Source organism: Hyphomonadaceae bacterium BL14 (assembly GCA_027627705.1).
In the GTDB taxonomy this organism is placed as follows: domain Bacteria; phylum Pseudomonadota; class Alphaproteobacteria; order Caulobacterales; family Maricaulaceae; genus Oceanicaulis.
In genome coordinates, this window is record CP091242.1 from 216613 (window position 1) to 237013 (window position 20401).

Annotated in this window: 16 protein-coding genes and 1 tRNA gene; 6 read left to right on the forward strand and 11 right to left on the reverse strand. The window is 66.2% G+C overall.

The genetic code is table 11. The annotated features are described in order from the left end of the window. Nucleotides 1-61: 61 nt before the first annotated feature. Together ggt and L2D00_00960 are read right to left on the reverse strand one after the other, a co-directional pair. The gene (gene ggt, locus L2D00_00955; GenBank protein WBQ13271.1) at nucleotides 62-1828 is read right to left on the reverse strand and encodes a gamma-glutamyltransferase; all 1767 of its coding nucleotides are present in this window, start codon (nucleotides 1826-1828) and stop codon (nucleotides 62-64) included. 95 nt (nucleotides 1829-1923) lie between these two features. Next, a complete protein-coding gene (locus L2D00_00960) occupies nucleotides 1924-4041 on the reverse strand; it encodes an AsmA family protein (GenBank protein WBQ13272.1) in 2118 nt (705 codons plus the stop codon). A 165-nt stretch (nucleotides 4042-4206) separates the two neighbouring features. Here L2D00_00960 and L2D00_00965 point away from each other — a divergent pair, with 165 nt between their 5' ends. The 3 genes from L2D00_00965 to L2D00_00975 all read left to right on the forward strand — a co-directional run bounded on the left by L2D00_00965 (nucleotide 4207) and on the right by L2D00_00975 (nucleotide 6009). Then, nucleotides 4207-5022 (forward strand): M48 family metallopeptidase, encoded by an 816-nt coding sequence (locus L2D00_00965; protein WBQ13273.1) that lies wholly within the window; start codon nucleotides 4207-4209, stop codon nucleotides 5020-5022. A 111-nt stretch (nucleotides 5023-5133) separates the two neighbouring features. Continuing rightward, nucleotides 5134-5210: transfer RNA gene (locus L2D00_00970), tRNA-His, on the forward strand. A gap of 148 nt (nucleotides 5211-5358) precedes the next feature. Further along, on the forward strand, nucleotides 5359-6009 hold the full coding sequence (locus L2D00_00975; GenBank protein WBQ13274.1) for a hypothetical protein: 651 nt from the start codon (nucleotides 5359-5361) through the stop codon (nucleotides 6007-6009). Between the two features lie 15 nt (nucleotides 6010-6024). Here L2D00_00975 and L2D00_00980 read toward each other — a convergent pair whose 3' ends face one another. Together L2D00_00980 and L2D00_00985 are read right to left on the reverse strand one after the other, a co-directional pair. Beyond that, a complete protein-coding gene (locus L2D00_00980; GenBank protein WBQ13275.1) occupies nucleotides 6025-7293 on the reverse strand; it encodes a DNA polymerase IV in 1269 nt (422 codons plus the stop codon). After that, entirely contained in the window at nucleotides 7290-8189 is a 900-nt protein-coding gene (locus L2D00_00985) for an ROK family protein (GenBank protein WBQ13276.1), read from the reverse strand. The genes L2D00_00980 and L2D00_00985 overlap by 4 nt, the downstream gene beginning before the upstream one ends. Before the next feature lie 168 nt (nucleotides 8190-8357). On the opposite strand from L2D00_00985, the gene L2D00_00990 reads away from it, so the two are divergent. Both L2D00_00990 and L2D00_00995 read left to right on the forward strand, forming a co-directional pair. Then, on the forward strand, nucleotides 8358-8723 hold the full coding sequence (locus L2D00_00990) for a response regulator (protein ID WBQ14479.1): 366 nt from the start codon (nucleotides 8358-8360) through the stop codon (nucleotides 8721-8723). Nucleotides 8724-8736: 13 nt separating this feature from the next. Then, nucleotides 8737-10083 carry a PleD family two-component system response regulator gene (locus L2D00_00995; protein ID WBQ13277.1) on the forward strand — a complete coding sequence of 449 codons (1347 nt, stop codon included), beginning with the start codon at nucleotides 8737-8739 and terminating at the stop codon, nucleotides 10081-10083. 53 nt (nucleotides 10084-10136) lie between these two features. Here L2D00_00995 and rpmG read toward each other — a convergent pair whose 3' ends face one another. From rpmG to topA, 6 genes are all read right to left on the reverse strand, one after another. Beyond that, a complete protein-coding gene (rpmG, locus tag L2D00_01000) occupies nucleotides 10137-10304 on the reverse strand; it encodes a 50S ribosomal protein L33 (protein WBQ13278.1) in 168 nt (55 codons plus the stop codon). 112 nt (nucleotides 10305-10416) lie between these two features. Further along, nucleotides 10417-11583 carry an MFS transporter gene (locus tag L2D00_01005; protein ID WBQ13279.1) on the reverse strand — a complete coding sequence of 389 codons (1167 nt, stop codon included), beginning with the start codon at nucleotides 11581-11583 and terminating at the stop codon, nucleotides 10417-10419. An 11-nt stretch (nucleotides 11584-11594) separates the two neighbouring features. Beyond that, the gene (locus tag L2D00_01010; GenBank protein ID WBQ13280.1) at nucleotides 11595-12197 is read right to left on the reverse strand and encodes a hypothetical protein; all 603 of its coding nucleotides are present in this window, start codon (nucleotides 12195-12197) and stop codon (nucleotides 11595-11597) included. Then, a complete protein-coding gene (locus L2D00_01015; protein ID WBQ13281.1) occupies nucleotides 12194-12886 on the reverse strand; it encodes an NUDIX domain-containing protein in 693 nt (230 codons plus the stop codon). Before L2D00_01015 ends, L2D00_01010 begins: the two co-directional genes overlap by 4 nt. Further along, a complete protein-coding gene (gene rnr / locus L2D00_01020; GenBank protein WBQ13282.1) occupies nucleotides 12867-15131 on the reverse strand; it encodes a ribonuclease R in 2265 nt (754 codons plus the stop codon). The genes L2D00_01015 and rnr overlap by 20 nt, the downstream gene beginning before the upstream one ends. Continuing rightward, entirely contained in the window at nucleotides 15128-17773 is a 2646-nt protein-coding gene (gene topA / locus L2D00_01025; GenBank protein WBQ13283.1) for a type I DNA topoisomerase, read from the reverse strand. Before topA ends, rnr begins: the two co-directional genes overlap by 4 nt. Nucleotides 17774-17958: 185 nt before the next feature. Between topA and L2D00_01030 the strand changes: the two genes are divergently transcribed. Next, the gene (locus tag L2D00_01030) at nucleotides 17959-18225 is read left to right on the forward strand and encodes a hypothetical protein (protein ID WBQ13284.1); all 267 of its coding nucleotides are present in this window, start codon (nucleotides 17959-17961) and stop codon (nucleotides 18223-18225) included. 7 nt (nucleotides 18226-18232) lie between these two features. Here L2D00_01030 and L2D00_01035 read toward each other — a convergent pair whose 3' ends face one another. Beyond that, complete coding sequence (locus tag L2D00_01035; GenBank protein WBQ13285.1) at nucleotides 18233-20392, reverse strand: hypothetical protein; 2160 nt, start codon at nucleotides 20390-20392, stop codon at nucleotides 18233-18235. Between the last annotated feature and the right edge of the window lie 9 nt (nucleotides 20393-20401).

Below are 20401 nucleotides of genomic sequence, written 5' to 3' on the forward strand. Positions count from 1 at the left end.
CCTTGAACGGAAGGTGAATTCGCTTTCAGGCAAGCGTTCATGTCAATCAGGCTGACCGGCTTCAATACCCTTGCGCGGCACCGTCCGTGCGCATTTCGGTGGCACCGTGCAGGACGCCGGTGCGCGGGTCGCGCCAGATCGCCTGATAGCCGCCGAACGACCGGTCGCCGTCGCGGATGACATGGCCGCGTGCTTCCAGCGCGGCGCGCACATCGTCCGGCATACCGCGTTCGACGAAGACTTCGCCCCTGCCGGCCTCATCGCCAATGCGGCCAACCTCCGAGCTGGACCCGTCATGACGCCAGCGCGCGGTGTCGCCCGCCTCCTGCACGTTCAGGCCGAAATCGATCATATTGACGAGGATCTGCACATGGCCCTGAGGCTGCATGGAGCCGCCCATGACGCCAAAGCTCATCACCCCCTGGCCGTCGCGCGTCACCATGGCCGGGATGATGGTGTGGAAGGGCAGCTTGCCCGGCGCGTAGGCGTTGGGGCGGTCAGGATCCAGGCTGAACAGCTCGCCGCGGTTCTGCAGCATGAAACCCAGCCCGTCCGGCACCAGGCCGGAGCCCATGCCGCGGAAGTTTGACTGGATCAGCGACACCATCATGCCGCTGGAATCGGCCACGGTCAGATAGGTGGTGTCGGCGGTCTCCAGGATCGCCGGATCGCCGTGGGACACGGTTTCCATCGCCCGGTCCATGGAGATCAGGGCGCGGCGCGTATCGGCATACTCATCTGTGAGCAGGGCGCGCGCGTCGATGTCCATGAAGTCCGGGTCGGCGTAGAAGCGGGCCCGGTCCTCGAACGCCAGGCGCTTGGCCTCGATCATCACATGCAGGGCGTCGGCGCTCATGAAGCCCATGCCGGCGAGGTCGTAATCCTCCAGAATGTTGAGCATCTGAAGCGCGGCAATCCCCTGACCCTGGGGCGGCAATTCCCACACATCATATCCGCGGTAATTCACGCTCAGCGGTTCGACCCAGTCCGACCGGTGCGCCGCCAGATCCTCAGCGCTCAGCCAGCCGCCTATCCGGCGCATATACCTGTCGATAGACTGCGCAATCTCGCCTTCGTAATACGCGTCGCGGCCGCCCTCGGCGAGCAGGCGGTAGGTGCGCGCAAGATCGCGGTTGCGGAAGATTTCGCCCTCCACCGGGGCGGCGCCGTCGGGCGTGTAGTAGGTGGCGCGCGCGTTCGCCAACTCCTCGATCTGCCCGTTGGCGTGGCGCTGTTCGAGGATGCGCATATTGCGCGCCCAGTAGAAGGCGATGGTCTTGGAGACCGGGAAACCGTCCTCGGCATAGCCAATCGCCGGGGCGAGCACTTCGCTCATCGGCAGCCGCCCGAAGCGCTCGTGCAGCGAGAACCAACCGTCGACAGTACCGGGGACAGAGACCGCCATGGCACCCAGCGGCGGAATCGCACCCGCTTCGCCCGAGCGCTCCAGAACCGTCTCATAGCTGAGCGACATCGGCGAGCGCCCGGCCGCGTTCAGCCCGTGCACCTCGCCGGTCTCCGGGTCCCAGACAATGGCGAACAAATCCCCGCCAATGCCATTGCCGGTCGGCTCCATCAGGCCCAGCGCCGCATTGGCCGCTATGGCGGCATCCACGGCGCTGCCGCCCGCTTTGAGGATATCCAGTGCCACTTGTGTGGCGAGAGGCTGGGCAGTGGCGGCCATGCCGTTGCGCGCGATGACGGGCGAGCGTCCGGCGAAATGATCGCCTGTTACACGTTCGCCGGGATAGAAGGTCTGAGCGCTGGCCAGATCGCCGAATATGGAAAAACTCATGGCGGCGGCTCCGGCGGCGATGATGCGGATCATGGCGATTGCTCCTCATTGGCTGCGCCGGTAACGGCTGGCGCAGATTTGCGAGGCAGTAGATAGCCCTACGCCAATCCGATCAAGACCATACCGAGCTAGCGCCCGTCATCGTCGCCTTCAGGCTCCGCTTCTGGCTCCGGTTCCGGACGGGGCTGAGGGCGGCGTCCTAGCACGCCTTCGAGCAGGCGGCGTGCCGGATCCTCGCGGGCCTCCTGCTCGCCGTTCTCGCCCTCGCGCGGGCGCCGGGTCAGCGCGTCGCGCAGCGCACCCTGGGCGGCGTCGCGGGCGACATCTTCAATGCGGCGGCCCTCGGTGAGCGCCTGACCGGCCTGTCCGCCGATCAGCGATCCGGCGCGCAGACGCACCAGATCGCGGGCCACCGCTTCAAAATCAACCGACACGGAGACATTATTGAACCCGCCCCGGAGGCGCACCGGCACGGCGAGGCCCTGCAGGTCGGTTGCACCGCCCTGGCCGGCCAGCGTCTGCACCGCGCGCGGGGTCAGGCGGTAGTCGATCATCTGTTCGGCCAGGTTTAGGGTTCCGGTGCCCTCGACCCGGAGCAGCGGGCTGAGCATGGCCAGATCGATATTCTGCGCCACGCCCTGGCGCACATTGAACGATCCGGACAGAGCCGAGAAGTCGGTCTGCTCGCTGTCGGCGAAGCCCGAGGGCAGCGACCCGGTCTCGATCGCCTGCTGCACGGTACGGATCACCTGGGCAAGGTTGACGCCGACAATGGCACCGTCAGCGAAGTTGAAACGGCCAGTCCCGTCCAGTGACCGCATCAGGGCAGCCGGGCTGGTTCCGGTTCCGCTCAGATCAAGCTCAAGGCGGCCCAGGCCCTGAAGCCGGTCGAACCCGGCGGCGGCGGTCAGGAAGGGCAGCGCGTCCAGTGCTGAGATGTCAGCAGCGATGGAATAGCGCGGCGTACGCTGACGCGCGTTGACGATCATCGTCACCTCGCCCTCGCCGCCATAGAGGCGGAACTCGTTCAGGCGCGCGGTCAGGAGCGCATTGTCCAGCGTCACCTCCAGATTGACGTTTTCGGCCACGATATCACGCGCCTTGAAGCGCGCGGCGCGCACGCCGATGCGCGCATCCACTGTGCTCAGCGCTGACAGGTCGATGCGGTCATCGCTCCACGGACCCAGGCCGCCGCCATCGGCTTGACCCGTTGCGGCGGGGTCATCAGCCGGAATGTAGGGCGTGATATCCAGATCTGCCGTCTGCAGGTTGCCGGTGATGAGGGGGCGCGTGCGCTCATAGTCCAGCGTCAGGTCGCCATTGGCGCGGATATCGTCAAACACCACCGAAGCGCCCGACAGGACCAGGCGTCCCGGCGTGCCCGCCACTCGGGCGTCCGCTGCAAAGCGGCGGAAGACCGGGCCGTCAGGCAGGTCGGTGCCGAGGAAGCGCGCCAGTGCGGGCAGCGGCAGATCCACCGAAGTGCTTCCGTCAAAGCTCAATGTCTCGCCTTCAAGGAAGCGTCCATCGAAACTCAGATCGGCCAGCGCGCCGGTCATGTCCAAAGTCATGGCGGTTTCGGCGCCTTCGAAAAAGCCGCGCAGTGAACTCAGTTGCACGTTGAACTGCATAGGGCGGCCGTCAGCGCTGAACGAGCCGCTCAGATTGACCGGATCATCGACGGAGGGCAGGCCAACCGACAGATCGAGGTTCTCGATCCGGCGTGTCTGACCGGGATCGCGGTATAAGACCGAGCCGTTCTCGATGCGCACATCGCCAAATGCCGCCTCGAAGGGCAGGGCACCCGGGCGGCGCACCAGTCCCTCACCCGCTGCGCGGGTTGGCCGGTCGGCGCTGGCGGGCGCGCCCAGTGTCCAGTTATTGCCGTCGGAGCGGGCCTCCAGTCTGATGACCGGATCGATCAGCACAAACTCCTCGATCTCGATACGCCGCGACAGAAGCGGCAAAAGCGCGAGAGAGGCACGCAACTCGCCCATCTGCGCCAGCGGCTCGTCGCCATAGCCCGGCACGTTCGCGATGGAGGCATCGGCGGCTCGGACCTGAACGCGCGGGAAGACCTGAAGCGATACCTCGCCGGCAAGTCGCACCTCGCGATGGATCAACGCGCTGGCCTCAGCGCTGACGCGCTCGCGCAGCCAGTCCGAAGAGAACAGCGCGGGCAGAGCCAGGACCGCGCCGGCGATCAATGCGGCGAGAAGGAGAAGAATGATGAGCAGGGTGCGCATGATGGTACGGCTCCGTCTTCAGGCTCTCGGATCGACGCCTCCGGCTTGCGCCAGACGCCGCTTGTGAGATGATGATGACGATATTCGTGCGGCGTTTCCATGGCGAAGTCGCCGGAAATCTTTAAACCGCGCCCGCTTCGGGTGATGTCGAGAGAAGGGGACAGCATGCTGACTCAGACAGAATTCAACGCCTTGCCCAAGGTTCGATTGGGCCGGCGAGAGCTGCTGGCTGGCCTGGCTGCCGGCACGGTGTTCCCGTTCGCGGCGGCCGGATGTACAGCAGACAATCCCGAACTTGGCCGCCGCCAGCTCATGCTGGTATCCGACGCGCAGATTGCCCAATTGTCAGACCAGACCTGGCAGGCCGCGCGCCAGCGCGAGCGGGTCAGCACCAACCGCACCCTGCGCGCCCAAGCCGACCGCGTCGGCGGACGCATCGCCAATGCTTCGGGCATGACCCATCACGACTGGGAGTTCGTGGTGTTCGATTCCGATGAGGTGAACGCCTGGGTGCTGCCCAATGGCAAGGTCGGCGTGTATCGCGGCCTTCTGGAGGTCACCCGCAATGACGACCAGCTTGCGACAGTAATGGGACACGAGGCCGCCCATGTTGCGGGCCGCCACGCTCAGGAGCGGGCCTCCCAGCAAATGGCCGCCGGACTGGCGACAGGGCTCGCCGCTGTGGCGCTGGACTCGGCTGATGTCCAGAACGCCGGTGCCTGGGCAGGGGTTCTGGGTGCCGGGCTGACCTTCGGTGTCTTGCTGCCCTATTCACGCCGCCACGAGCTGGAGGCCGATCGGATCGGCGTGGACTACATGGCGCGCGCCAATTATCGGCCCACCGAATCGGTGACGTTCTGGCAAGGCATGATGGCGCAGCAGAGCCGCGGCGCGCCGCCGGCGCTGTTGTCCACCCACCCGTCCGATGAGGTGCGCATGAACGCGCTCAATGCCCATCTGCGCAGCCGCGGCTACGCCTGACGCCCCCCTGCAAGCCAGCCGCGCGCAGGTCTTGCGCGCGGCGCGCCCCGAAGCTAGTTTCCGCGCCCTGCGCACGGCGGGTCTCTCGCTCGTGCGCGCCCGTCATGGCATGCCGCCTTAGCTCAGTTGGTTAGAGCGCTAGATTGTGGATCTAGAGGTCCCCTGTTCAATCCAGGGAGGCGGTACCATTTTCCGGGGCGCACGCCCTCAGGTTTTCCACAACCGAGATGCGCCGGCATGCCGCTCGCGGCTTCGCGTGCGTTAATCTTTCAGTCACAGTGTGTCACCTGACTGGGCTCATCCTTGAGTCGCACAGGTCAGGCCGGGAGGACACGCATGGCGCGGTTGTGTGAGGACGGGGCGGCACGGTTCGTCATTCTGGATGGCGATCAACTGTATGATCCGGCCGATATCGACCGCATCTGCGCGCGTCACGCTATCACTGACACCCATCGTGGCACCCTCTGGCAGCTGCTTGAAAGCGCTGGCCGCGCGCTGCTGGATCAGCGCCGTCTGCACACCACCCCCGTCCAGCTGGCCCGCATAAGACAGGATTTGCTGCTGGGCCTGCGCGTAACGCGCCAGCTGGCCGATCTGACGCCGCGCGCGGGCCAGTGCGCGGGCGACCAGCCCAGTGCCACGCTCAGCCGCGCCCATCTGGCCGCGCTGCGTGAGGGTGAGCGGCGCGCGGGCGGCGGTGCCGGGTCCGGATCACGTCTGGAGGAGGCCCACGACACGCTGGCCTGGCTGGCCGAGGTCTACGAGTCCGCCATCGAATCCTGCGCCCGCGTCCAGCGCGAGGGACAGGACCCGGACGGCGCTTGGCGTGCGGCGCTGACTCGCTTTTTCACCCGCACCCTGGCGCGGTCCTGGACCGATGATGGCGGCGCTGCCGGAGAGCGCTTCCTCGCTGATTGCCATGCGGTGCTGGAGGTGCGCGATGCGCCGGTGCCGGGGCCCGCGCTGCGGCTGGCGGGCGAGACCTGAGCCGGCCCTTCGCAATCAGGCTTTGTCGCGGCCGAGCATGCGGCCCTTGATCACGGCGGACGTGCCGAACCGCGCCCGGGCGGCGTCCATGGCGCGTTCAGCGGCGGCGCGGCGCAGCGCGCCAGGATCAGCCAGATCGCCCGCATCGCCGGCTTCAGGCGTCAGATCGCCATACCCTGCCCCAATCAGGCGGTAGCGCACGCCATCGGCTTCCGAATCCAGCATGGCGCAGGCATGGCGGAACAGGGTGTCAGCCAGCTGGGCCGGGTCGTGGAGCGTGCGCCGGCGGGTGAGGGTCTTGAACCGGTCGGTTTTGAGTTTGAGCGTCACCACCCGGCCTGCCATGCCTTTTGATTTGATCTGGTCAGCGACCTTGAGACACAGGGGCCAGAGCCTGTCCTTCAGGACCTCCTTGCTGGCGATATCCTCCTCGAATGTGGTCTCGGCGGAAACCGATTTGCGGTCGCGGTCGGGATTGACAGTGCGGGCATCCTCGCCGCGTGCCAGGCACAGGAGCCGCCACCCGGTCTCGCCATGGCGGGCGATCAGCTCGCGCTCAGGGCGGGCGAGGACATCGCCCAGCGTCCGGAGACCGTCGGCTTCAAGCTTTTTGGCCGTCGCCGGGCCGACGCCGAAGACCGCCGAGACTTTCATCGCCTTCAGGAAGTCCGGCGCCCCGGCCCGCCCGATCACGGCAAATCCATTGGGCTTGTCGAGCTCGGACGCTGTCTTGGCGAGAAACTTGTTGAAGCTCAGCCCCACCGATACTGTCACGCCCACGCTCTCGCGGATGGCGCGCTGCAACCTGAGCAGGGTCAGGGCGGGCGGGGCACCGTGGAGGCGGGCAGTGCCGGACAGATCGATGAAGGCCTCGTCGATGGAGAGCGGCTCTACAAGCGGCGTCACGGCCTCCATCATCTCGCGGATGCGCTTGCCTTCAGCCGCGTAGACGCTCATGCGCGGAGGAACCACCACGGCGTCAGGACAGGCTGCCAGCGCCTTGAACATGGGCATGGCCGAGCGAACGCCATACAGGCGGGCCACATAGCAGCAGGTCGCCACCACGCCCCGGCGCCCGCCGCCGACGATGACCGGCCTATGCTCCAGCGAGGGATCGTCGCGCTTTTCGATCGCGGCGTAGAAGGCATCACAGTCGATATGGGCGATGGACAGCGTATCGAGTTCGCGATGGCGCAGGGCCTGGCGCGCGCCGCAGGCCGGGCAGGCGGGATCGTCCGCAGCCACCGGCATCAGGCATTTGCGGCACCAGCCCGGCGCGCTCATGCCGGCCACAGCCAGGCGGCCCCGCGCACACCGGAGGAGTCGCCGTGGTTATGACGCCGGATCCGCGTGACCAGTTCATCTGTGAACGCCCAACGCGCCAGCGCCTGTTCCACCCGTTCAGGCAAGCCAGGCAGGTTCGACAGCCCGCCGCCCAGCACAATGACATCCGGGTCGACAATATTGACCACGCTGGCCAGCGCCCGGGCCAGCCGGGCCTCGTGCCGGTCAAGACTGGCACGCGCGGCTGGCTCTCCCGCCGCAGCCGCCGCCGCGATGGCTTCGGCCGTGAGGGTTTCGCCGGTCACGCGGGCATGATCTCTGGCGAGCGCGGGGCCGGAGCACCAGGCCTCGACACATCCGTGCAGCCCGCAATAGCAGGCGGGGCCGGGGACCTCCTCGGGCACCGGCCAGGGCAAGGCGGTATGGCCCCATTCGCCCGTATTGCCGTCAGCGCCGGTAACAAGTTCGCCACGTATCACCAGCCCGCCGCCCACGCCGGTGCCCACAATGACCCCGAACAGGCTGGCAGCGCCGGCCCCGGCCCCGTCGCGCGCCTCGGACAGGGCAAAGCAGTTGGCGTCATTGGCACAGCGCACCTCGCGGTCCAGCGCAGCGGAGATGTCGCGGTCAAGCGCGTGTCCGTTCAGCGCTGTGGAATTGGCATTGCGCATCAGGCCGGTGCGCGGGTTGTGGGAACCGGGATGGCCCAGGCCCGTGTTCAGCGGCCCCAGACCCCGGCGGCTCTCCACGGCCCGGACCAGATCAGCCATAGCGGTGATTTTCGCGTCATAGGTGGCGGGCGTGGGTATGCGCTCGCGCACGCTCATCGCGCCGTCGTCTTCGAGGATGGCGGCTTCGATCTTGGTGCCGCCCAGATCTATGCCCAGACGAGGCATCGCGCTTCCCTGACCAGATTTTTCGTGTTCATATCCTGTTCCGCCTGTCCGGGAAACCGGCCAGACTCATTCTTGATTAAGGAAAGTGAGGTTTACTGCGTTGTGGATGGTCACTGCTCACGCCAATAGGCGGAGCGATTGGGGAAGCGCGGTCTCATGCTGCAGGTCATGCCCAAAAAAGTTCTGATCGTTGAAGACAACGAGCTGAACATGAAGTTGTTTCGTGATCTGCTCGAGGCGCATGGTTTTGAAACCGTGCAGACGCGCGAAGGGCTCAAGGCGCTGGATATGGCGCGTGAGCACATGCCGGATCTCATTCTCATGGATATCCAGCTACCCGAGGTGTCGGGGCTGGACGTCACCAAATGGCTGAAGAATGACGAGACGCTGGCGAGCATTCCCGTGGTGGCCGTCACAGCCTTCGCCATGAAAGGCGACGAGGAGCGGATCCGCCAGGGAGGCTGCGAGGGCTATCTGTCCAAGCCGATCACCGTGGCGAGCTTCATCGAAACTGTACGCAAGTTCCTCGGTTGAGGCGGATACAGACATGAGCGCGCGCGTTCTGGTGGTCGATGATATCGAGACCAACCGGCGCCTCCTGGAGGCGCGGCTGAGTGCCGAGTATTTCGAGGTGCTACAGGCCGCTGACGGGTATGAATGCCTGACGCTGGCGCGCAGCCACGAGCCGGACATCATTCTGCTCGACGTGATGATGCCTGGCATTGACGGGTTTGAAACCTGCCGCCGCCTGAAGGCTGACCCGGTCACGCGCCACATCCCCGTCGTGATGATCACCGCGCTGGACCAGCGCGCCGACCGGATCACGGGACTTGAAGCGGGCGCTGATGATTTTCTGACCAAGCCGGTGGACGATGTGGCGCTGTTTGCCCGCGTGCGCTCTCTCCTGCGGCTCAAAGTAATCATGGACGAGCTGCGGCTGCGCCATCGCGAGCGCGAAGCGGAGGCCGAGCCTGATGCGCCACTTCAGGGCGGCTCTGTGCTGGTGGTCGGCGCGGATCAGGCAGGGGCCGAGCGCCTCGCCGCCAAGCTGGTGGAGCCTTTTGTCGCGCGTGCAGTCTGCGATCCGCGCGAGGCGGCGCACCTGGCCGATGGTCATGATCTGATGATCGTAGATGTATCCTCGCCCCGCTTTGACGGCCTGCGCCTGTGCGCACGCGTCCGCTCGGAGGCGGCGACGCGCCAGTTGCCGATCCTGGCGGTGGTGGAGGCCGATGACCGGCGCACCATGGTGCGCGCGCTGGACCTTGGGGTGAACGATGTCATCGCCCGCCCCATCGATGGCGGCGAGCTGGCGGCGCGCGCCCGCACCCAGATCCGGCGCAAGACCTATGCGGACGCCCTGCGCGACCGGCTTGAGGAAAGCCTCGAGATGGCGGTGAAGGATCCGCTGACCGGCCTGTTCAATCGCCGTTATGCCAGCTCGCGCCTGGGCCAGGCGCTCGACGGCCTGGCGGCGGGAGGCGAACCGGTTTCGGCGGCGCTGATGGATATCGACCATTTCAAACGCATCAATGACACGTGGGGCCACGCGGCTGGCGACGCCGTGCTGGAAGGCTTCGCCGCGCGTATCATGCGCGAGATGCGCGCCATCGACATCGCCGCACGATTTGGTGGCGAGGAGTTTATCCTGATCCTGCCAGGCACGCGGGCCGATGCGGCACTGGAGGCGGCCGAGCGCGTGCGCGCCGCGGTGGCCCGGGATGCGTTCAACGGGCCTGAAGGTGACTTGAGCGTGACCGTGTCTGTGGGCGTCGCCGAGGCGCGCCCGGGTGATGATGTGGAAGACCTGATCGGGCGCGCTGATGCCGCGCTTTATGAGGCCAAAGCCTCGGGCCGCAACCAGGTTGTCGGCGCAAAGAAAAAGGCCGCGTGATCCACGCAGCCTCTCTCAATAAATTGGTTTCAGCTTGATCAGCAAACGGCAGCCTACTTGATCTTGCCTTCCTTGAACTCAACGTGCTTGCGCGCGACCGGGTCGTACTTTTTCAGCACGAGCTTCTCGGTCATGGTCCGGGCGTTTTTCTTCGTCACGTAGAAATAACCCGTGCCCGCCGTCGAGTTCAGGCGGATCTTGATGGTTGTCGGTTTGGCCATGGTCGAGCACCCGGTCGAATGAGATGGCGCGCCCAGGCAGGCCCGGGCGCATTGCGAGCGGCGGAACATACGCACGCGCGCGCCGGTGTCAATCCTTGGCCATGCGCACGGCTCAGCGCTCCTTGGCCCGCCATGCCACGGCGAGATAGAACGCGGCGAACAGTGCGAAGGCCAGCAGCAGGCCCCACGGGTTGAACGCGTCCATAGCCGCGCCCGCACTGACCGGTCCGGCAAGCGATCCCGCGCCATAGGCGAAGATGAAGGCGGCGTTGGCGCTGGCAAGCTGTCCGGGCCGCACCCGCTCACCGATCAGGGCCAGGCCAACGGTGTAGAATGCGCTGGCGATGCCGACATAGAGGAAGATCATCGGATAGAGCGCCCACAGCCGTGCGCCGGCGATGGCAATCAGCAGTGCCAGCACAACCGCGGCGCCCGCGATCAGGCGCAGGGTGACCAGACGGCCTGCCCGGTCGGCGAAGCGTCCGATAGGGATCTGCATGGCGATGGCCCCCAGCGCGCCGACTGCGACCAGCAGGCCCACCACCGTTTCGGTGAAGCCCAGGCGCTCGGCATAGACCGGCACAAGAGCAAAGATTCCGGTCTCCAGGGCACCAAACACAAAGCCCGCGAGGATCGCCACCGGTGCCAGCCGTCCGGCATTCCACAATGCCAGCGGTCCGGAATCGGCCCGGTCTGGTGCCACCAGATCCGGTCCTTTCAGGAGCAGAATCGGCACGGTGCCCAGCAGGAAGATCGCCCCGCCGGCGATCCAGGGCGCGAAGCCTTGCGATCCCAGCACTGCCAGCAGGATGCCGCCTGACCCAAAGCCGCCCGACAGCACCGTGGCGTACACCGCGAGCAGGCCCGCCCGGCTTTCGGGCTTGGCCAGCTGGTTGATCCAGGTTTCGCTGGCCACGAAGATCACCGTCACCGCCAGGCCAATCACAAAGCGCAGCACAAACCAGATCGTGACATCAGGCAGGAACGGAAAAATCAGAATTCCCAAGCCGGTCAGGGCTGCGCAGGCGGCGATCGTCACACGCGGTGGTGTGCGCGCCAGCAGCGGCGGGATGAGCGGCGTGGCGACGATGGTGGAGATCGCAGCGGCAGCGGCGTTCAGGCCGACCACGGCCGCCGATCCGGTCATGGCCTCCAGATTGAGCGCCACCAGCGGCATCAACAGGCCAAATCCGCACCCCGCCATGGCCGCACACAATATGGCGGCGCACAGCGAACGCGTGCGCCCGAGCGCGGGATCAGTGAGAAATCGGATGGCCATGATGCTGGCGGCTATAGCGGCTGTTCCAGCCTGTGTCCTGCGCGAAATGTCACTTTCAGCGCCGGCGTCCCGGCGCCTTGCAGCGCCCGCAGAAGGAAGGGAGTCAAGGCGGGATCGTCCAGGCTGTGTTCGGCGGCCGCCGGGTCCAGCCAGACCAGACGCTCGCACCGGCCTCGCCGCTTGATTGAGTTGGATACAGCGCTCAACGGAGCGGTGAAGACGCGCACATGGCGCCGGTGCGGGGCGTCGACGGGATCAATCGCGCGGCCCAGATACACCAGTGCGCCGCGGTCCGGGACGAGCTGGTGGCGCGCGATGCGGCCCCAGCCACCCTCACGGGTGAGCTTGGCGTCAACGGGGCCCGGACGTGCGACCAATTGCCCGAGGCACTCGAACAAGGCGCGCAGGGATGCGTCTTGAAAGGCCGCCGTCCGGCTCTCCGGTGCCCCCAGAGCTGTTTGCGGCAGGGCAGGCGTGGTTACGGGGCCAGCGCCATCGCCGCGCGCCGGCCGGACCATGGGCGTAACCAGACCCGTCTCATCACGCCCCAGCGCCAGGCGTCCGCTGTGAGGATCGATCAGCAATAGCGCAGCGGTATCGGCGGGCCGGCTCATATCTCGTCCACTCTTGGGCCCCTGGGGGTCACCCGGGCGCAGCGCACCGGCGCGTCGCGCCGCGCCATACGCGCCTCCAGCTCGGACAGGACGAAGCGGGTGATGATCGGGATATCGAGATGGCGCGCGGCGTCGAGCTCCACCCAGCGCAAATCCTCCAGCTCGCCATTGCTGACCAGGCGGCTCTCGCCATGGATCTGATCGGCTTCGGCGTGGAAGAACCAGGCGTCAAAGCGGCGCGTGCGCCCTGGCGGCGTGATTGCGCGCGCCACCAGATCAAGGGCGGCCGCGTCCGGACGCACGCCGGCTGAGGCGAAGGCCTGCCAGGCCAGGCCCGGACGCTTGATGGCCCCTGGCTGGGCGAGGAGAAGCCCGGTTTCTTCGGCGGTTTCGCGCAGCGCGGCGGCGGCAGCGGCGCGCGCGCGCCGTTCGCTCAGCACCCGGGTGAGTACGGCGCGCACATCGTCGCGCGGCTCGCGCGCCAGCGGGGCATAACCATCCGCCCGGTCCACGCGGCCGCCCGGAAACACGTATTTCTGGGGCATGAAGACATGACCGCCGGAGCGCCGGCCCAGCAGGAGCTCGACCTCGCCGTTGGCACGCTTGCGCGTCAGGATCAGCGACGCTGCCAGACGGGGGCGTTGCTTGGCAGGCGTTGAAACGCGGTTATCAGCTTTTGCGTCGGCCATGGGCTTTGTTCGGGCGGCCGCCCGGGCGGCGTTCAAAGCCTTTGCGGCCAGAACGTGCGGATGAGCGGCCCCGATTCGGATCTCCAGCTTCAGGAGGCGTCAGCATGGCGAATATCAGCCCGCCCGTCACGGGCGTGGCCTCTACCAGACGCACCTTGACGCGCATGCCAAGCCGGAAGCGCGCGCCCGTGCGCTGGCCCACCAGGGCGTGCGCGCCTTCGTCATGGGCGAAATACTCGTCGCCCAGCTGAGAGATGGGGCATAGTCCATCGGCACCGGTTTCATCCAGCCGCACAAACAGGCCGAACCGCGTGACGCCGGTGATGCGGCCGTCGAAATCTCCGCCGGTGCGCGACGACAGCCAACCGGCGATGTAGCGGTCCACGGCATCGCGCTCTGCGGCCATGGCACGGCGCTCATTGAAGGTGGTTTCCTCGGCGATGGCCTCCAGCTGGCTGCGCTCTTCATCGCTCTGCCCGTCTTCGCCCAGCTTCCAGGCGCGGATCAGCGCGCGATGGATTGTCAGGTCGGCATAGCGCCGGATCGGCGAGGTGAAGTGGGAGTAGCGCTCCAGATTGAGCCCGAAATGGCCGATATTGTTGGTGTCATAGACCGCCTGGGACTGGCTGCGCAGAACCACCTCATTGACGGTCTCGTAATGCTCGCCGCCTTCAGCCGCCTTGAGCACCACATTGAAGCGCGCAGGCGTAACCCGGTCGCCGCGCGCCCATTTCAGGCCCACCTGGGGCAGGAACTCGGCGAGGTTTTCCAGCTTCTGAGAGCCCGGCTCATCGTGAACGCGGTAAATCTGCGCGGTGCGCTTTTCTTCCAGCGCTTCGGCCGCGGCCACATTGGCCTGGATCATCATCTCTTCGATCAGCTTGTGGGCGTCGAATCGGGCGCGCAGTTTCACGCCCAGAACCGCTCCGTCCTCGCCGATGACAATCTTGCGCTCGGGGGCGTCAATCTCCAGCGGTTCGCGCCGCGTGCGCGCACGTTTCAGTGCCTCATAGGCACCCCAAAGGGGTTTGAGCACGCCGTCCAGCAGAGTCTCGGCCTTGCCCTTGCCGCGGCCGTCAATGGCGTCCTGCGCGTCCTCATAGGACAGGCTGGCGGCAGAGCGCATCCAGCCGCGGATGAAGGCATGGCCGCGCTTGTGGCCGTCCCGGTCAAACACCATGCGTACGGCCAGGCAAGGCCGCTCCTCGCCCTCTTTCAGAGAACACAAATCGTTGGACAGTCGCTCGGGCAGCATGGGCGCGACCCGGTCGGGCAGGTAGACCGAGACGCCGCGATTGCGTGCGCCCTTGTCCAGTGGCGACCCGGCGCGGACGTAGGCGGCCACATCGGCGATCGCGACCATCACCACCCAGCCGCCGCCATTCTTCGGATCGTCATCGGGTGCCGCCCAGACCGCATCGTCATGGTCGCGCGCATCGTGGGGGTCGATTGTGATCAGCGGAATGTCGCGCAGATCGGTGCGCTTGCCCATGGCTGCCGGGCGGATCGCCTCGGCCTCTTTGAGCTCGGCGTCGGAAAACCCTTCAGGCACGCCATGCTCGGCCATGGCGATGATGGAGCCGGCGCGCGGGCTGTCGGCGCGCCCGATCACCTCTTCGATGACAGCGGTCTTCAGTCCATGGCGGCGCTCAGATTCCACGCGCACGCTGACCAGATCGCCGTCGGTTGCCTTGTGAGCCTCGCCGCGGGCCGGAATCAGCTCATGACGCGCGCGCTTGTCCACCGGGATCAGGCGCGCTTCGCCGGGACCAGAGAGGCGCAGCACGCACAGTATCCGTTCGGAGGCCTGTCCCAGAACACGCATAACCTGCGCGTCATAGCCGCCTTCATCATCGGGGATCAGCTTGGCGAGTACCCGGTCGCCGACCCCGGCGGGCTGCGTCCGGCCGGACTTGCGTTCAGGTGCCAGGCGAATGACAGGGCCTTGCAGCTCGGCTTTCACGGGCCGGCACAGGAATTCGCCATCCACATCCCGGTCGTACACTTCCAATACGCTCACCGGCGGCAATCCGCCGGCGATATCGTAGGCTTTCGCCCCGGTCTTACGGATCGCCCCTTCGGCTTCCAGGGCACGCAAGGCGTCCTTGAGCCCGATCCTCTGATCGCCGGAAATCCCCAGTGCCCGGGCCAGCTCCCGCTTGGTGAAGCGGCCTTCGCCCAGCTTGATCGCCTCGATCAGGCCCTTGCGGGTGAACCCGTGTGCTTCATAGGGGTCGCGGCTCAAGATGCATCCTTCTTGGGGGCTGCGGTCTTGGCAGCGGCTTTCTTCGGGGCAGCCCTTTTCGCCGCAGGCTTTTTGGCTGCGGCCTTCTTGGCCGGGGCTTTCTTCGCTGGGGTCTTTTTGGCGGGCGCCTTCTTCGCGCCGCCGGTCTTGCCTGCCTTGGCGGCGATCAGCTCGACGGCCTGCTCCAGAGTGACCGCTTGCGGGTCCATGCCGCGGGGCAGGGTGGCGTTCGTCTTACCATGTTTGACGTACGGGCCGTAGCGCCCACTCATCACCTGGATCGGCCCGCCCTCGGACGGGTGCTCGCCCAGCTCCTTGAGCGGGGCCGCCGATGCACCGCCGCGCTGGCCGCGCCCGGCTTTTTTCTGGGCGATCAGGTCCACAGCCCGGTTCACGCCTACCTCAAACACTTCCTCGCCATTGGCGAGGTTGGCGTAGGTGGAGCCGTGGCGCACGAACGGGCCATAGCGGCCAATGCCGGCCTCGATGGGCTCGCCATCCTCCGGGTGCAGGCCGACCAGGCGCGGCAGGTCGATCAGCTTGATCGCCTGCTCCAGCGTGAGGTCAGACGGGCTCCAGCCCTTGGGCAGGGAGCCGCGGCGGGGCTTCTCCTCGCCCTCGATGGTCATTTCCAGATACGGGCCAAAGCGCCCGTCCTTGATATAGATCGTCGCCCCCGTGTCCGGGTGCTCGCCCAGTGCACCATCGCCGCCAGCGCCGGGGGGCGGCTCATTGACGCCTAGCGGGCGCGTATAGCGGCAGTCAGGATAGTTGGAGCAGCCCACGAACGCTCCGTGCTTGCCCAGGCGCAGCGATAGCGTGCCGACATTGCACGACGGGCAGATGCGCGGGTCGGACCCGTCCTCGCGCGGCGGATAGATCAGCGGTTCAAGCGCGATATTCATCGCGTCGATCACGTCGCCGATGCGCAAATCCTTGATGTCTTCCACGCTGGCCGAGAAGTCCTTCCAGAACGCGCGCAGCACGTCCTTCCAGTCCATCTCGCCGGCGGACACCTTGTCGAGCTGGTCTTCCAAAGCGGCCGTGAAATCGTATTCCACATAGCGCTTGAAGAAGTTCTCCAGGAACGCGATGACCACCCGGCCCTTATCCTCGGGCACGAAACGTTTGTCATCCATGCGCACGTATTCGCGGTCGCGCAGCACAGACAATGTCGCTGCATAGGTGGAGGGCCGCCCGATGCCGAGCTCCTCCAGCCGCTTTACCAGCGAGGCTTCGGTGAAGCGCGGCGGCGGCTGGGTGAAGTGCTGCTCTGTGAAGGTCTGCTCGGCGCGCGCCCCGGCACCTTGCGTGACGGCGGGCAGACGGCTTTCGCTCTCGTCCTCCTCGTCGTCGCGCCCTTCCTGATAGAGAGCGAAATATCCCGGGAACATCAGCACCGACCCTGTGGCGCGCAGGGCCAGCGACCCGTCCGGGTTTTCCAGATCAATGGTGGTGCGCTCAAGCCGTGCGCTTTCCATCTGGCTGGCAACGGCGCGTTTCCAGATCAGGGCGTAGAGCTTGGCCTGATCGGCTTCCAGACGCAGCGTGTCCGGGCTGCGCGTAAAGCTGGTCGGGCGGATCGCCTCGTGGGCTTCCTGGGCGTTGCGCGCTTTCGAGCTGTAAAAGCGCGGCTTCTCGGGCACGAAGTCCGGCCCATGCTCGTTCTGGATGACCGCGCGGGCTTCGGCCACCGCGCCGCCGTCCATCGTAACGCCGTCGGTTCGCATATAGGTGATCAGGCCAACCGTCTCGCCGCCGATTTCCACGCCTTCATAGAGGCGCTGGGCTGTGCGCATGGTGCGCTGGGCGTCGAAACCCAGCTTGCGAGAGGCTTCCTGCTGCAGGGTCGAGGTGGTGAAGGGCGGCGGCGGATTGCGCTTGGCCGGCTTGGCCTCCACCGCGGCGATCTTAAAGGCCGCTTCGCGAATAGCGGTCTCGGCGGCGCGGGCGCGCTTTTCTTCGCCGATGGTCAGGCGTGTGATTTTCTCGTTTTCAAAGCGCGAGAGGCGGGCGCGGAAAGTGCCTGGCGCGCCGTCGGCGCGGACATCGGCGTCAACCGACCAGTATTCCTGCGCCTTGAAGCGCTCAATCTCGCTTTCGCGCTCTGTGATCAGGCGCAACGCGACTGACTGCACCCGGCCTGCAGAGCGGGATCCGGGCAGCTTGCGCCACAGCACGGGTGACAGTGTGAACCCGACCAGATAATCCAGCGCGCGCCGGGCGAGATACGCCTGGACCAGCTCCATATCCACGTCACGCGGCTTGGCCATCGCGTCATTGATGGCCTTTTTGGTGATGGCGTTAAACGCCACACGCTGGATGCGCTTGTCTTTCAGCGCCCGGCGCTTGGTCAGCGCTTCGAGCAAATGCCAGGAGATCGCTTCACCCTCGCGATCCGGGTCAGTGGCCAAGATCAGCGTGTCGGCGTCTTTCAGGGCGTCTGCGATGGCCTTGATGCGGGTCTGAGACTTGGGATCGACCTCCCAGTCCATCGCGAAATCCTCGTCCGGACGCACCGATCCGTCCTTGGCCGGCAGATCGCGCACATGGCCGAAGCTCGCCAGCACGACATAGTCCGCGCCGAGATACTTGTTGATGGTCTTGGCCTTTGCGGGGGATTCGACGACGACAACATTCATGGGTTCTGAGCGACTCACAACGGCGCGGGATCGGTGCGCGGATCATCCGGCGCAGCGGCGGCGGAAAGTGGGTGAAGGCCTGCATGGAGTCAACAAGAGCGCGCTGACCACGCCAGCTTGCATTTAGTAGTAGTATATGCAAATAGTGCGCCTAGGGGTTGTTTTCTCGATATGGCGCAGCTGGCATGTCCGATGATTCCGAAGCCTTTCCAGATAGCTACTCGCTCCTGACCGAGCCTGCGCCAGCAGATGAAGCGGCTGGGTATCTGATCGAGATGCTCAACTCTATGGCTGCGTTTGCACATAAGAGCAACCTAAGCAATAGCTCGGTCTTCCTCAATGCCGCCGCCATACTGGTCTGGCAGGAGTGCCGCCTGCGCACAGACGGACCGCCGGAATTTCGCGAAGGGGTGGATATTGCCTGGCCCGAGGGCTTTGCGCCGCGCGAGTAAGGTCAGCTCAAAATGTCCAGGCCAGTCCAATGGTCACAGCGCGGCCTGGAAAGCTCAGCTCACGCGTTTGCGTGAAGCCGGGCTGTGGCGACAGGGCGCGCGCATTGCTCTGATTGAGCACATTGGTCAGGGCGATGAAGCCGATGGGTTTGACGTCGCCCGGCACAAAGCGCGCGAGGCTGACGACATTGACGTCAAGGCTGTGATAAGCACCCAGGCGCTCACTATTGAATGGTCCGAAGACGGGCCGGTCGAATCCCGGCACCAGTACAGACGGCTCGGCACCAGCATAGTTTGTGACCGGGACGCCAGAGCGCGCAGTATACGACAGATTGAAAAGACGGGTGGCGGTCAGGGCGTAGGACACGCTGGCGCGGGCAATGATCGGCAAATCGCTGCCGCCGGTGACTTGCCCCTGGGGGGTGTCGATGCGCTGGCGCAAATGGGTGAGGGCGAGGCTGATATCCAGGTTGGACGTGAGCTCTGCCGTCATCGACGCTTCCCCACCGGCAGACCGCACGCGTGATGACCCGTCCGTTTCGGTTTCGCTGGCGAATACTGCCAGTGATGCCGTGCCGAAGGACAGGCGGCGGGTGACGTCGAGCGCGGCTTGATCGGTACGCGCCTGACGAATGGGTCCGTCAGCGGCGAGCCGGGGAATGTCCGTGCCATAATAGCGCCCACCAGCCAGCGTGATGCGATTGCGACCGCCGTCCGGCGTCAGGCTGAGCCCGGCCTGATACCCTGTCCCGCCATCGCCGCTGACCGGTTGGCGCAGGCCGGCGAAAGTGCTGGCCACGTCACCCAGTCGCCGGGTGGCGTAGATGTAGATGTGCGCCCCTGTGGCGCTCTCGCGGCGATCAATCGGAGCGGACGGGGCTGCCGGATCGAAAACCAGCGGATCGGCCGGGCCGTCGCCATCCGAAACCAGACGCACGGATTCCAGGTCCGCTCCGAAGCGCAGTTCGAGATCCGGCGATGGCGACCCGGCGGCGTCCAGCGCCGCGAACAGATAGCGATTGCTGCTGTCAGTCGCGAGATTGCCGAAGCGCTCGCGCGTGCGTGACCCGGTCGCTGCGCCGTCAAGCTTCACCCTCCAGGTGCCAAAGACCCGTTCGGCTGAAGCGAGCGCATAGGCCCGCTGGCGCCGATTGGCGAACACGTCCTCATATCCAAACAGATTGATAGGATAAGCCCCGTCCTCGGCATCAATCTGCAACAGGCCCTGCGCCGAGACCCGGTCGGCCGCACCGGACTGGACGAACAGGCCCACGCTCTGGCTGCGGAAATGGTCGAGCGTTTGGGACAGGCCGGGATTGAGAGCCTGGGCGGGGGCCAGATCGGTGACGGTGGCGAAACCCTGCACGAATCGCGACGGACTGGACCCCGCGCGGGTGAGCGCGCCGCTGACCCCGGCGGTGGAGGCGAAGGCAAACGCGCCATCGCGGGCGATTGTGTCCGGCAGCAGGCGCAAGGCCCCTCCTGTGCTGCCCGCCAGAAAGCTGGGAGGGTTGGAGGGATGTATTTCCACCTCCGCCACGAGGCTCGGGCTGAGGACGGAACCGGAGCGGGTGATCAGATCGATCCCTGAGCCGCGCGCGGTTTCGTAGAGAGGAATGTCATTGAAATAGACACGGTTGGCGGAGGGCCGGATGCCGCGCAGCGATAGTTCGGCGGACCCTTCAGTATTGGTGGAGAAGGCGAACGCATCCACCGCCAGTACAGGATCAGCGCGCGATGCGGCACCGGTCAGAATGCTCAGCCGGTCCAGCGTGCGCGGTGCAAAGGCGCGCGAAATGCGCCGGCCGGTAACCACTACCCGGTCCACAGCCGCAGCGGACGCGGGGCGCATCGCGACCACCAGGGCGCTGGCACGCAACTCCGCCATGGTGATAGATCGGTCGGGCAGGCCTGGTGCGCGAACGATCACGCGCGCTTCGGGATCGGCCAGTTCTTCCCCGCGCAGGGTGAACCGGCCGTCCGAGCCTGCCAGGCCGACGCGACGGCCACTCTGGCTGATGACCTCCACTTCCGCAAAAGCGGCGGGGCGTCCGTCGGTCAGGATGATCTCGGCATGCGGTTCTGCGCCCGTTTCTGGCTGGATGACCGCCGCCGCAGGTGCTGTGAGCACGGCAGCCAGCGCCAGGGACCATGTCAGGGCGCGCATGACGCGCCG